Genomic DNA, 13,843 nt, shown 5'->3' with positions numbered 1-13,843 from the left:
CCTTGCAGGACGGTAACTCTCCATGAGCTCTGACCAGCGGACTCAGACCGCCGTGGCCGTATACACACTCGCCCGAAAATTTCCCAAGCTCATCGGAAAATTCCCCAACGGGCAACCCATACCCTTCGGGCCCTACACGCGAGTCCAGCTCGGGTTGCTGGTCATGTCAGCGCTGCTGTACGCGGCGTACTTCCACGTCGCCCATCCGAAAGTCCTCCACAGCCTGCCCCTATGGCTGGTGACCACCATCGTGGCTGTGGTCCTGGCGCGCCGGATCGGATTCGCCATGGCACGGCCCAGCTCCCGACTCCTGTGGCTGATCCGACCTCGCCTGTACCGCGCCCCCGTGAGCACTGGCGGCCGCACCCTCCACAAGCGTTCAGCACCCACGTCGACCGGAGACCGACAGCACGTCCTCGATCTGGGGCTTTTCCGATGATCCTCGAAGTCAACCTTGATCAGCCCACCCTGGCGGTGACCGACAACCTGCGCTGGACCCGCACGGGTGTTGTTTACGCGGAGTGGCAGCTGTCCCCCCTACCGAACGGGCACGAAGACCACACCGAAAAAACCCAGACCTCCAACCACCATCGACACCTATTCACCGACCTTCCGACAACGAGCCTCACCAGCGTGGTCGCGCCGCTGGACATCTCCACGATCGCCGAAAACATCACCTCCTCGGCCCGCCGCGCCGCCAGACGAGCAATAGCTGCCCAAGGCGCGGCGGGCCGGCCAGATGACTTCCTCGAACTATTCCCCGACTACATCGCGGAAGCATCAGCGCGCCTTGACCTGATCGAACAACAGGATCCGCCGCCTTCGGAGCGCATCTACTGGCTGTCGGTGCCGCTGTGCGGCCCTGCCCGCAGCGGAATGCTGCCCGACGGCTACCTCCCGACTGACAAAGACCTGGAAACCTTCTACCCGCTTGCCCGCGAGGCCGAAAGCAAAATCCCAGCCGCATTTCGGCCGCGACGGGTAAACGAAACCCAGATGCACTGGCTCTGGGACCGGTGCCACACCCGCGGCGTCGACTACCGCGCCTACCACGCCGCCCTCGAGGGAGCCGAACCAAACCCCTCAGCGCCGCGGCCCTTCCCCCACCGCCTCCTGCAAGAACGTGTCGTGCAAAGGGCCCGCGGGTTCCGGGCAGACGGCGAAGTCGATCCACGATTCAAACGCGCAGTGAAAGTGTCCTTCCCCGACAGCGACATTCCTCCCAGCTACCAAACCTTCCTGGTCTTCGACAGCTTTCCTAAAAAGCTCGGTTGGCCCGGTGCCGCCGATCGTGTCCTTCAACTGCTCAACCGCTTCGACGGCGCTGGCGTCGACTACACCCTGCACACCCGAATCCGAAACCGCGCAGAGGCGCTCAGTGACAACACCAGTGCCCTCGGGCAGCTGTCGGAGCAGATGACCGAACGCGACAACGAGATGAGCTTCGCTCAGAACTTCCTCGTGTCCCGGGGCCGGCTGCTCACTGAATACAACACCCACCTCGAGGACAACCCCTCCGAGACCGAGATTCACTTCTTCCCGATCATCGCGGTGTCCGCACCCAGCTACGACGAACTTCGCGACCAGGTACGCGCCATCGAGAACACCTTCAAAGACATCCCGATCAACCTCGTCGCCCCGCGCGGTGCGCAGGAGGAAGGTTGGGCAGCGGCCCAACCCGGATATCCGCCGCAACGAGTAGCCACCGATTACACCCATTTCACATCCACGGACTACTTCGCTAAGTTCGTGCCAATCACCGCGCCGCAGATAGGTGATGACACAGGACCGGCCATCGCCACGTGCCGCGCCTCGGGGTTCGAAGAACCCGTCCTCTTCGACCTTCTTGGGGTGACCGAGAAGAACAAGTCCGCCAGCTTCCTCGTCGACGGCGACCTCGGATCGGGAAAATCGGTTCTCCTCAAAGTGCTTTCGAGTGTCGCCGTAGATCTTTTTGGGCAGGTCTTCGCCGTTGACCGCTCCTCCAGGGGCGAATACGTGGATTACGCCAAATCCGTCCCCCACTCCGTTGTCATAGACCCGACAAACCCGCAATACACACTCGATCTGCTGCGCGTCGTGCCCGGTGCTGACGTGGCTGAGCGAGTCCTGCCGGTGCTGATGCGCCTGTTTCGAATTGATGCCGGCACACCGGAATCAACACTGCTGTCCGACCTAATCGAGCCCAACTATCGAGCCCGCTACAAAATCCATGGCTTGCCCGAACTGGTCACCCACGCAGCAGACCTCATGCAGAATCCCGGCGCAGCCACTGGGCCAGTCGCCGACGCCCACCCGAGTGTCATCGCCAAAGTCGCCTCCCAGCTGCGGTTCTGGTCACAACGCACCTACGCCCGCTGCCTGTTCGCGAACGACCTGCCGCCGCTACCGTTGGACGCACCCATGGTGGTGCTCCGGACCAACAAACTGTCTTTGCCCGGCGACAAAGAAAGCCTCACCAACGATCCCACCAAACTGTTTGGTGACGTCATCTACACATTGTTCGCCACGATCGCCCGGCAGGTCCTGTTCTCCGAACCAGACGACCCCAACTCCCGATTTGGCCTGTTTCTGCTGGATGAGGCACGCCACCTCACCCGATCCACTATCGGCAACGAAGTCATCGAAGACTTCGTCATCGACGGCCGCAAGCACGACTGCGCCATCGGCCTCGCATCCCAGGACCCCGACCACTTCGGCCGGTTCAAGCGCCTCATTCCCACCTTGTTCATCTTCCGCCAGATCGACGAAACCCTCGCCAGGGAAGCACTTCGGATGGCCAGCGAGGACGCCGCTAAGAACGACAATCTCGTCAAACAGCTCGGCAAAGCCCTACCCGGCGAATGCCTGATGAAAGACATCAAAGGACGACTCCTGGAAGTCACCATCAACCTGCCGGCACGCGCCGACCGTGCGGCCGCCGTCAGCACCACCCCGGGGGCCGCATGATCACCAACCCCTGGCGGGCGATCAGGTCGGCGAAACGCCGGCTCACCGCGCTGGCAACCCCCGCGCTGTTCCAACTGCTCACCGCCAGCCCCGCGTGGGCCGGCACCGGTGCCGTCACGGCCATGGTCATGTGGAACGGCATCGAAGATAGCCAACACGTTCCCGTCGGGCTCTACGGGCTGTCGCTCAACAACGGCAGCCTCACCGACCCGACGGCGGCCCCGCCGGCGCTATCCATGCACTGGTTCTACAGCCTCTACATGGAACTGGTGACTACGCCCATCTGGCTCGTGAAAAACGTTCTCTCCCTGGGCTGGCTCAAATACATTGCCACTCCGTTCGATTACGTCAGCCACCAACTGTTCACGGCCATGCACAGCCCCGGGATCCTGGCTGCGGTGGCATTCATCGCGACAGGATTCATCGCCTTCGACGTCGCCATCGGCCGTCTGTCGCGAGCCTGCGCGAAACTGGCCGTGGCGATAGTGCTCGGGGTTGTTTCCATCACCGTCGGCGATCACCCCGTCAGCGAACTGCTCGGAGAGCACGGGGCGCTGTCCCTCGGCCGCGACATTGGTGTCCAGTTCGCGACCGAACTATCAGGCAAGTCAGTCTCAGGCGACCAGGCGGTTGCCGCCATGACCGAGTCGCTAACCGATCACTTTCTCCGAACACCCACCCTGGTACAGAATTTCGGACAAGACCTGGACGCTCCGCCGTACAGCTGCGGTCAAGTCTGGTCCACGGCCATCACCACCGAGCCCCTCGACAAAGTCAAAGACTCCGTGGCCCAAGGCTGCCCAGGCGGGGAAGAATTGCATGCCTACGCTATGGGCGACCCTGATAGTCGAAAAGCCGTCGCCTGGACGTCGATCTTCTTCGCGATATCCCTATTCCTGTTTTTTGGCGTCCTCTGTGCGCTGATCGTCATCCTGGCCTTATCGGCGGTCTTCTGGGGCATCGTCGCGATCGTTGCCCTGGTATGTGGGCAGATTCCCGCCATGCCGCAGGGGCTCGCCTTCAAAGCCGGTCTCGACATGCTCTATTCCTTCATCGGCATGACAGTGATGACCGCGATCCTCGGGTTATACGGCAACTTGGTCGGCGCCATGTTCAGCCAGGCCGGAACCGACCTACCCGTCGCGATGCCCCTGATCGCGCTGCTGCTCTTGGCAAGCATCTACGCGATGTGGCGGGTCAAGAAGGGGCTCGTGCACGGGCGCGCAAAGGTGGAACATGCGCTGCAGCGCTTCACCAATCACCAGCCTATTGATTCCAAACTGAATACGACCCTGGAGAACATCGACCCTCTGACCGCCATTCCCAAGGTGGTCGGGCACGTCGGGCACCTGACACGAAACACGGTCACCACCGCCGCCAAGCTGGGCATCGCCGCCGTCGCGCCCGAGGCGGCCCCATTTCTAGGAGCGGCTGAAGCCCTGCAGTCGAGGGTCAGCGCAAAGACCGTTCGTGCCAACAAGAAAAAGACCGCTCCCGCCTCGACAGAGGCCAGCGACACGCACCTCGCCGACTCGGCGTCAGATAGCACAACCGGCGCCATCAGCGCCATCCAGGAATACCGCGCCAGCGACCCCAACCCCGCGGACCCATCAGCACCCATTCCTGTGGTCGACCAGCCCGTCGCCAACGCTACGGCCACAGATGCTCCCGCCAGCGGGACACAGAGCCAGCCGTCCCCTCAACCCGAATATTCGCGCGTTGGCGACACCCGCTCGGCGTTGACCGCCGGACCCGCACAGCCAGCCGCAGCGAGATGGACCACGGCCCCAGCTGAACAACCGCCGATCCAGAGCGCGGCCCCAGTAGCGGCCTCCCCAGCCGCCATCGGCTTTAGGAACCGGTACCCGCACCTGTGCGGAGAAATGACCACGCGCGGCCAGCAGTGCATCAACTACGCCGACACCTGCCCTCACCACTCCAACCGGCCGGCCCCTAGTTCGGCATCGAGAATCCACCCGGCCATCAGGGCGCTCGGCACGGAGTCGAGCACCAACGCTGAATCAGCTCAACCAGATCCGCTGCCAACACTGTCGCTGCCCACTCGGAGATGACGGCCATGACCACTGCCGCAAAAACGGCCGTCGCCGCCGTAGCCGTTGTCGTCATGTTCGTTGCCGCAGTGCTGATGCTGCCGCTCCTAATCGCCATGATCAGCCAGCCAAGCCAAGGCACCCAACAGTTCTACGCATCCTGCATGGCCTACATCGGCATCCGCGGAGCAGTGGTAGCAAACCCTCCCGCCGACAACCAGACTCCCGGTGAACTCCTGTTGAAGATCAACCAGACCGCCACAACACTGGGATTCGGCAGACAGGGAGCAACCGTGACCGCAGCGATCGCAATCCGGGCAACCGGATTAGTAAACGCTGCCAACCCGTCGAGCCCGGACACGATGCGCTATGAACACGACGCGATCATCAACACCGGAGCCGGCGCACTCGGACTGCCACTGACATGGGCAACACCCGAAGAACTCATGACACCGGAGGTCTCCACCGCTGTGGCCCTCGATCACATGGTCGACACCGAACCTCGGTGGAGAGACGCCGACCCCGCCGAACTTGCCGCCCAAATCACCGGCCTGGCCACCAGCGACTTCACTCAACCCGTCGCCGACGCTCAAGCACGCCTCGCCGGCCTTCCCAACGACACGCCCGCCACGCCCACATCCCTGGCAGTGTTGACCTCGCCAGCCCAAGCCTCCCCACACACGACTACGACTACGAGTGCGCCAGCGCCGACGCCGACACCCACAGCGCCGCTAGACCCCGAACAGGCGAGCTCAGCCGCGGCAACCGCCCCCGCCGCCGCGACCTGCCTCAATGCCATGACCACTCCCCTGCCTGCCACCGCCACAGCATCCAACCCGGCAGGACCCATCATCGCCACCGCCGCGCAACGCGCCGTCGGCACAGCGCCGGCCGAACCATCGACACAGGCCTCCCCGTCGCAAACCACCCCTGCGACCCCTACGCAACCCGCCGGGCAACTTGACACCCAAGATTCCGCACACTTCGTATCCTCGCTGCTGTCAGCGACTTTGGGTGCGAATGTTCCCGTGACCATCGCCGAGCAGCTGCGCCTCGGCAACAGCGTCGTCAGCACCCCGGAGCCCGGCGACGTCATCTTCACCGACATCAGCGCCAACGCCGGACCACACCTGGCCGGCATCGCCGTCGACGAGACCACCATGGTCACCGTCCTGCCCGGACACCCCAATCCGGAGTGGGTGCGCTACAGCAACAACCGAGTAATCCGACGCATCGAAATGGGGGCCGCAGCATGACCCACCCCGCCACCACCACCGCTGACCCGGATGCCGCCGAGGCTGCGGAAAACGGCAAGCCGGCAAACGGCCAACAGCCCAACAGCTCTGATCCCTCGACATCGCACGGACCGGTCCGCCTGCCCACACCGCCACTGCCCGGAACCACCGCTACGCCGCCAGCGGCATCCCCGGCGTCAACCGCTGCGACGCCCCCCACACCCAGCGCCGGCGCAACACCGACCGGGGCCAACCCGACGGCCGCGGCCACCGCGCCAGGTCGTCCGGGCACCACAACCGGACCGAACGATCCCAACGCCAACGACGGCAAGTCGAAAACCGGTGAAACTAACAGCCAAGGCCGCCGCGAGCACGACTCCGACAGCGACACGAAGGCCAACGCGGACACCCCGCCGTCACCGGCCATGCCGCCAGAAGCGGCCAACGCACTCAACGGATTGGCCAACCTCGGGCCCCAACTGGCCAACCCTCTCATCGGCGCAGCCACCGGCATCCCCGCCGCAGCCCTGTCCGGCCTAGGCGGACTCATCCCCGGCCTAGCCTCTGCGGTGATGCCCCAACTCGCCGCTCTGGCCAACCAACTCGGAACCGGAGCGCCCCCCAGCGCACTGCCCGGCGGAATCCGCACCTCCGGCGCCGACAAACTCGCCGGCCCACTCGGAGCCCTGGCAGGCGAAGGCTCCGCAGCCGACCAAGCCCGAACCAAGCAACAAGCCCTGGCACGGCAAGTTGGAGCCCTCCACGAGGTAGAGCAAAAACTCTCCCAAATCCTCGGGGTATCGTCCGCCCGCACCGAGGCCGACCGCGCAAAGCTGCGCGGTGTCATCGACGACGTCGAAACCGCACTCCAGTCTGCCGGCGTTCAAGGTGACACCCCCGAAGCTCAGGCAGCGGTCCTCAAAGCCATGCGCAAAGCACTCGACGAGGCTGGCAGCGTGGTGAGCTCCGCGGCCCACGACAAACTCACCGACGCACAGTTCGTCCGAGCCCTCATCCACGACTATCTGGCCGCCGCCGCATCCACCGACGAGCTCCAAGCCGGAGTCGCCGGAAGCGGAGCAGGAGCGGACGCAGCCCGCATCGCCCATAAAGCACTGGGACTGCCCTACGTCTGGGGCGGTGGCGGCGCGCTCGGCCCCACCGGAGGTGGGTTCGACTGCAGCGGACTGACGCAATGGGCTATCGCGAAGGCTACAGGCGGCCGAGTCGTCCTTCCCCGCACGACCTACGATCAAATCAAGATGGGCCGCGCAGTCGGACTCAACGCCCTGACCCCGGGCGATCTGATCTTCTCCAACTTCTCGGCCCCCGGTGTGCCTGAGCATGTCCAGCTCTACATCGGCAATGGCCAAGTTATCGAGGCAGCAGATTTCGGTATCCCGATCCGCATCAGCAACCTCCCCCACAACGCTCAAGCCCGCCGCGTCCTATAACTGATACGACAGTCCACTGCAGGAAGGGTGCCGCGATGATCGCCACCAACGACGACTTCATCACCACTGACGGCTTTGAAATCAGCATCGATGAAGGCGCGTACCTGATCGAACACCTGGACCTCAGCGGGCGCCTGCCCGAAGTCCTGGCCATCTACAACCCCATGACCGGACCAGATCTAGCCGACAAATTCCGCGGAATCCAGCGAGACCGACTCATCGCACGCGGGATCATCACTGCGAACGGTGTACTCCCAGAGGTTGCCGATCTAGTCCGCACGCTCGCGCACGCCGACCAGACCCTCGCCATCCGTGTCGTCCCACTGAACCAACCCAACGTCATGCTCCGGATGGCGATCGCCAGCCGCTTCGACAGATTCGTCGTCGCAAGCCGGACCCGCGACATCCTGCTCGTGCAACGCCTGCCCGTTGCCGACTGGACCGCCGCCGCGATCGCCGAGCTCGACGTCGTCTTGGGCCCCGCCGCCCCAGCTCCGCTGACCGACCTCGTTCAACTCACCGCGGTCGAAGCGGACCGCATCGCCTCCAGCACACCCGGACAAGCCACCGACTCCCTAATCGACCACGGCATAAACCGCCACGACGCAGAAATTCTCAACGCCTGCTCACGCCCCGATGTCGCAACCGAACTCACGGCCTTGCGTCGCGTTAACGGGGTAACACGACGCACCAAAACCGCTGTATCCCTGCTGGATACGGAAAAATACGGCCGCGTCCTAGCATGGCCCTACATTGGGCCGGATCGTCAGACCCACCTCACCTACGCCCCAATGTCCGCAGACCGCCTCGGCGCGGCCCTGCACGCGCTCTTCAGCTCTATCGAAGACCGCTAGAGCCACCGGCGCTCCCCGGCCACCCGCGAACCGCCACGGCGCAGTAACCCCGGCCCAATTGCAGTGCAGGCCAATTGGTCCCACCGCCCGGGACGGGTCCTCTTGAGAATCACCCTCGGTCGCCCAACAGTTAATACCGTGAGAACACGGCTGACGACCCGGCGCGCGGTCGTCGCGCGCCCACCGGGCCGAGGCAACTACGACGCGACCGAGACTGCTCGCGGAGCAGACGAGCTGCCCCGCGCCGCTCGCGTCCGGCGCCCCCATCGAGGAGCAGCTGCTACGAGCCACCTACGCGCCGGCGACGATCTCGACACAACAGCTCCACACCCGGCACATCGCCAATGACCTCCCGGACTACCGCCTCTCAGACCGAGGAGAACCCCGCGGTCATCGTGCTAGGGATCGCGGCCATCCTTGCCGGCGGCGGCTGGCTGCTCTATCGACACATGAAAAAGACGGGCACAAACCCTCTCTCCGCCATCGACATACCCACAGCCACCGCCGTCGGAATCGCTACCACCCTTGCCCTCATCACCGGAATCCACCTGTGGACGTCGACCCATCCCGGCCCGGCCTCGGAACTCGAACCCGAAAAGTGGTCCCTGACCATGCCCGCCAACGCGGCGGTCACCGCCGTCGCCGCAACAGTGTTCGCAAGCTTCCTCGCCGCCGCGCGCTGGCTCCTTGGTGTGCCGCTGATTCCCGCCGGCGGTATCGCGCTTGCGTCGGCGGTCGCCGCAGCCGGCTTCACCGCCGAGCCCGCCCGTCTCCGTCGCGATCGCACCGCCCTGCGAACAACGCTCATTCAAGCGCTCTATGCTCCGTTAGGTCACAAAGCTCCATCGACCCGGGTGGTCCCCACCATCAAATGGGAATCCAAAACCGTTCTACCCCAAACAGTTACGATCAGAGCTGGACGCCCGATGTCCGTGACCGCCATGGACGACAATCACCTACCCGACCTCGACGACAAAAAGGGGATTGGCCGCCCAGATCCCAGCGTGACCATGCGCCGCGCTCTGCGAACACATTGTAACGCCCAATATCGCATCACCCAGGAACCATCTGCGCTGGTTTTCACCGCGACCCACTTCATCCCCGAGCAGATCGACGATGACCTTGCTGACCTCACCCGAAAAGTCCGCGACATCTTTGAATCCACCGCCACCGTCTACGGGGACAGCGTCCACGGATTCACCATCAAGCACACTATCGCCAAGAAACTCACTGGCGACTTCCGCAAGCGCGTCGCCGAACAGAACCTCACCGAACTCGTCGGTGGCACATGGCGCGTCACCTGGGACATGCCTGCGTCCTCCGTCACGTTCGCACCCAAACCTGTCCTGCCATTCCCGCTGCTCACCAAGCCGATCGAACCGGTCCGATCCATCGCGCAAGCGATCAAGGAGTACTCCAAAACACGGTTCCCCTTCGGTGTCGACCTTGACCTCGGTATCCAGGAGTGGGATCCGCTCGATTCACCACATACTTTGGTCAGCGGCAAGACCGGCGCCGGTAAGACGGTCTACCTGCGCAACCTGATCATCATGGCTGCCCTGCGCGGCTGGGCGGTCGTCCTCGTCGACTTCAAGGGTGGCTCCTACAGCGACTTCGTCGGCTGGCCCAACGTCCACATCATCTCCTCCGACCCATTCGAGTCCATCGCGACCATCCACCGCATGTACAAGCTCATGGACGAACGCAACGCGCGCGCTCGATGGGACCAGTCGCAATGGGAGGGCAACCTGCCTTACCTGGTCATTGTCGACGAGGCCTCGCAGTTCAAGGTCGTCCTCGAGCGGATGTGGGCGAACCTCAAGCCCGCAAAAAACGCCCCGAAAGAATGCCCCACAATCACCGAGCTCGGCGAGCTGGCGCGCCTGGCCCGTTCGTCGCGCGTACACCTGGTTCTGGGTATGCAGCGCCCCGGCCACGAACTCATCGATACCGACGCTCGCGACAACTTCGGAAACCGTGTGTCGGTGGGCCCGATTTCTCGGATCGCCGCCGAGATGCTTTGGGACGACAGCTATATCGGCCGCTACGTGCCGAGAATCAAGGGACGCGGTATGTCGACCGGCACACACCAAGACCCACGCGAGACGCAGTACTACTTCACCCCAGCGGTGAACTCGACAAAGCCCGAAGAGGCGGAGATCATCGCCACTCTCCGGCCGCCCGTGACACTGGTCCCCCGCTACGTCCCCGAACTCCCCCCGATGATTGACGGGGTCACCTGGTCCGACATCGCTGACGCACAATGGTTTCCGCTATCCGAGCGCCCAGACCTGGACCCCACCCAGTACTTCCGCAAAGTCACGCACTTCGACGGCGACTCGCGCCTGGGCTTCGACGTCGCAGAGATCATCGCCGACGCCGAGAAACAAGACATGCAGCAGATCCGCGTTGCACCCGCCGATCTGGCGCCCTGCGATGTCGTGGTCTTCGGCGACGGACGTAGCGGTGAAGTCGACGGCATTGATATCGCCGACGACGGCACCGTCACCGTCATGTGGCAAGACACAGAAGATTCGCGGCTCCTGATCTCGACATTGGACCCCAACGACCTTGTCTCAGTGCAAAGGAGCTCCTCTTGAGAACACCCAACGAACCGCCCTAGCGTCATAACGAACACGCCTGAACCGTTGGCGTGCAGCCAGAAAGGGGCCCAGCCCTTATGCCCAATGACGACTGGGTGGACATCGCGATAGACTCCGCGCTGACCGCGGCGTTCGGCCCCGTCGGATTCGTCGCAGGAAATGCCATGGGCTGGTTGTTTGATGAAGGCCGGCAGCTCTTTGGCAGCGGCGACAAGCCCAAATTGCCCCCGCCGCCCAAAGTTTCGCCACCCGTCCCTCCGAACGGCCAGGGCCCGGCACAGGATCAAATCGCCAAGCTGAACAAGAGCCTGGCCGACATGCAAAAGCAGATCGAAGAGCTACACAAAGCCGGCCAGAAAGCTGCCGACGAATCGGGGAACAACTCAGCGAACGGCCAAGCAGCCCATGATCAGATCTACGGCGAGAACGCAGGACTGCAGCCCGGCCTCACCGCCCAAGGGTCCACGCCCGAAGCCGATGCGGGCCGCTTAGCGGCCATGCAACAGCAGATCGAAGAACTGACCAAAAACGTTCGCGATAAAGCCAACAACGCCAACGGAATCGCCGATGGCCTCCGCAACCTCGGAATGGGCATGCCGCCCATGGGCATGCCCGGACTCGGCGGCGGCATGATGCCAGGGCTCGGTGGTGGAGGCTTGTCCCCCACGGGCGGCGCAGGCCTGCCGACACCCGCACCGGTCAAGGCGCTCGACGGGGCTAAAGACCCCGTCAAACCTACTGATCTCACTAAGGCCAACGAAGGACTCAAGCCGCCGCCAGTGACCAACCTCAGTGCGCCTCCTGCGACTCCTGCAGCACCGACTACCGGCGCAACACCGACGGGCCCGAAACCTGCCGCCGCAGCCACCACACCCCCTGCGGCGGCCGCAGCGCCGTCCAACGCACAACCCCCAGCATCCCCGCCAGCAAGTAAGGACGTCACCCTGCCCGGAGGACACGTCGTGACCGCCCGCTCCCCGCAAGGCGCCCAGGCGGTGCGCAAAGCCATCGACCACCCGGCCGGAACCGGAGACGTCGCCACCACGGCCTACGCCGACACCGACGTGAAGATTCCTACCGACGGCGCCGATATCGGCCGCAAGGTCGACCCCGCCGACGTTAAGCCCGGCGACGTCGCCGTTTTCGCCGATCACACCGCACTCGTGGTCGGCAACGGCCAGCTCGTCGGCGCCGACGGCAAGCTCCAACCGCTCGGTGTCATCAACGACATGCCAGGATTCAAGGGATTCTTCGACCCCACCGCCACCGCCAGTACCGACGTCAGCGGGGCCGTCCCCGTGCCCGCCACCACCCCACCGGCGCCAGGGTCCACGCCCGCACATCCAAACACCGATACACCTGCTGCGACGCCACTCGGCACGCCGGCCGGCCCCGCGAAGTCCACCTCGCCAGCTAGCCCAAAGCCTTCGACCAACCCAGGCTTTGGCCTACCCGCACAACCCGCCCATGACCGTTGAGCAAGTCGTCGACGACTATCTCCATGACACAAGAAAAATCGTCGGAACAGCCCCAGCACCAACTGCCTCAGCACCCGCTGAGGCAGCAATTCCCCAATTCCCCGACGCCAGCTGGACCGGCGACGCCCACCAAAGCGCTATCGACGCCAGCGCAGCACTCGCCGACGCCCGCCGCCAGCTAGCCACCGCCGCCGGCGGCGTCGCCAACATCACCGCAGACGCCACTCACATCGCAAGTGACGCCTCCGCACAGCTCGACAGCATCACCAACGACTGGAAACAGGCGAAATCCGCTGTCGCCGTATTGCCGCCAGGCCAGCGTGAGGCTGCCCTGCTACCTGCCGCCCAGACCGCCATCAGCGAATCGGTCACGCTCATCTCGGCCACCACCAGCAAGTACGAGGCCGCGGCCGCAAAGGTCCGCAAACACACAGCCCAACTACCGAACGACTCAACGAGCACCAGAGGCCCCGAGAACGCACGCCCGGGCCCGAGGCCGCAAGATGGCGCACCGCACGCAGACGCGCCACCCAGCCCCCAAAATGACGCTACTGTGGGCAACCTCGACACCTTGACGGGTGCCGCAGCGACCACGACAACGGCGGCCGCCGAATCGCCCGCCGCCGGCCTGGCGCCCACCGCCGCCGGCGCGCTGCCCACTCTGATCGGCCCAGCGATGTCCATGCCGGCGTCCTTGATGCCCATGGCCGCCGCGCTCCCCCAAGCGGCATTTGCACCCCTGGGCGGCATGCTCAGCCCGCTGGTGCAGAGCGCCACGGCAAGTCAGCCGCCAGCGACAGAGCAGGCGGGCCCTCACCCCTCGACGGGATCGGTACCGACAACACACCCCGGGCAACCCGGCAGTGTGGTTGCCGCCATCGACCAGGCCCTCGACGCCCTCGGCATCAACGACCCAGAACACCGGCAAAACTGGCGCGAGGGCTACCAGACGCTCATCCGTCGCGAATCGACGAACAACCCCCACGCCATCAACAATGACGACAGAAACGCCACCGGCCCGATCCTCGCCGACGGAGGCCACGCAGGGTCATCCCGGGGCTACGCACAGGTCACCCCGAGCACATTCCGCGCCTACCACGTCCCCGGCACGAGCGACGACATCATGGACCCAGTCGCCAATATGGCTGTGTCAACCCGATCTGGGACCACGATGACGGCCTTACTGGGACCCACCTGGCACCGGCTAATCACGCCCTTG

The 13,843-nt window shown here is 64.4% G+C and carries 9 protein-coding genes; all 9 read left to right on the top strand.

Going from position 1 to position 13,843, the window contains the following annotated elements:
• Window positions 1-22 precede the first annotated feature (22 nt).
• Window positions 23-439: a hypothetical protein gene (locus AC3WTE_RS30865; RefSeq protein WP_492443300.1), complete on the top strand. Its 417-nt coding sequence runs from the start codon at window positions 23-25 to the stop codon at window positions 437-439.
• Entirely contained in the window at window positions 436-2,949 is a 2,514-nt protein-coding gene (locus tag AC3WTE_RS30860; protein WP_492443299.1) for an ATP-binding protein, read from the top strand. Before AC3WTE_RS30865 ends, AC3WTE_RS30860 begins: the two co-directional genes overlap by 4 nt.
• The gene (locus AC3WTE_RS30855) at window positions 2,946-5,021 is read left to right on the top strand and encodes a hypothetical protein (RefSeq protein WP_492443298.1); all 2,076 of its coding nucleotides are present in this window, start codon (window positions 2,946-2,948) and stop codon (window positions 5,019-5,021) included. The genes AC3WTE_RS30860 and AC3WTE_RS30855 overlap by 4 nt, the downstream gene beginning before the upstream one ends.
• Window positions 5,022-5,026: 5 nt before the next feature.
• The gene (locus tag AC3WTE_RS30850; protein ID WP_492443297.1) at window positions 5,027-6,256 is read left to right on the top strand and encodes a hypothetical protein; all 1,230 of its coding nucleotides are present in this window, start codon (window positions 5,027-5,029) and stop codon (window positions 6,254-6,256) included.
• The gene (locus tag AC3WTE_RS30845) at window positions 6,253-7,689 is read left to right on the top strand and encodes a C40 family peptidase (protein WP_492443296.1); all 1,437 of its coding nucleotides are present in this window, start codon (window positions 6,253-6,255) and stop codon (window positions 7,687-7,689) included. The genes AC3WTE_RS30850 and AC3WTE_RS30845 overlap by 4 nt, the downstream gene beginning before the upstream one ends.
• A 35-nt stretch (window positions 7,690-7,724) precedes the next feature.
• Entirely contained in the window at window positions 7,725-8,543 is an 819-nt protein-coding gene (locus tag AC3WTE_RS30840) for an ESX secretion-associated protein EspG (RefSeq protein WP_492443295.1), read from the top strand.
• Window positions 8,544-8,887: 344 nt separating this feature from the next.
• Window positions 8,888-11,143, top strand: a complete 2,256-nt coding sequence (locus AC3WTE_RS30835) for a type IV secretory system conjugative DNA transfer family protein (RefSeq protein WP_492443293.1) — start codon at window positions 8,888-8,890, stop codon at window positions 11,141-11,143.
• An 80-nt stretch (window positions 11,144-11,223) separates the two neighbouring features.
• Entirely contained in the window at window positions 11,224-12,624 is a 1,401-nt protein-coding gene (locus tag AC3WTE_RS30830) for a hypothetical protein (protein WP_492443291.1), read from the top strand.
• Window positions 12,614-13,843 (top strand): hypothetical protein (locus AC3WTE_RS30825; RefSeq protein ID WP_492443289.1); only part of this gene is annotated, 1,230 nt, incomplete at its 3' end. The genes AC3WTE_RS30830 and AC3WTE_RS30825, both read left to right, overlap by 11 nt.

It is taken from the genome of Mycobacterium sp. FW102-FHT13B02 (assembly GCF_058790275.1).
The sequence above is the reverse complement of the archived record's forward strand: the minus strand, read 5'-3'. Positions and strand labels throughout refer to the sequence as shown.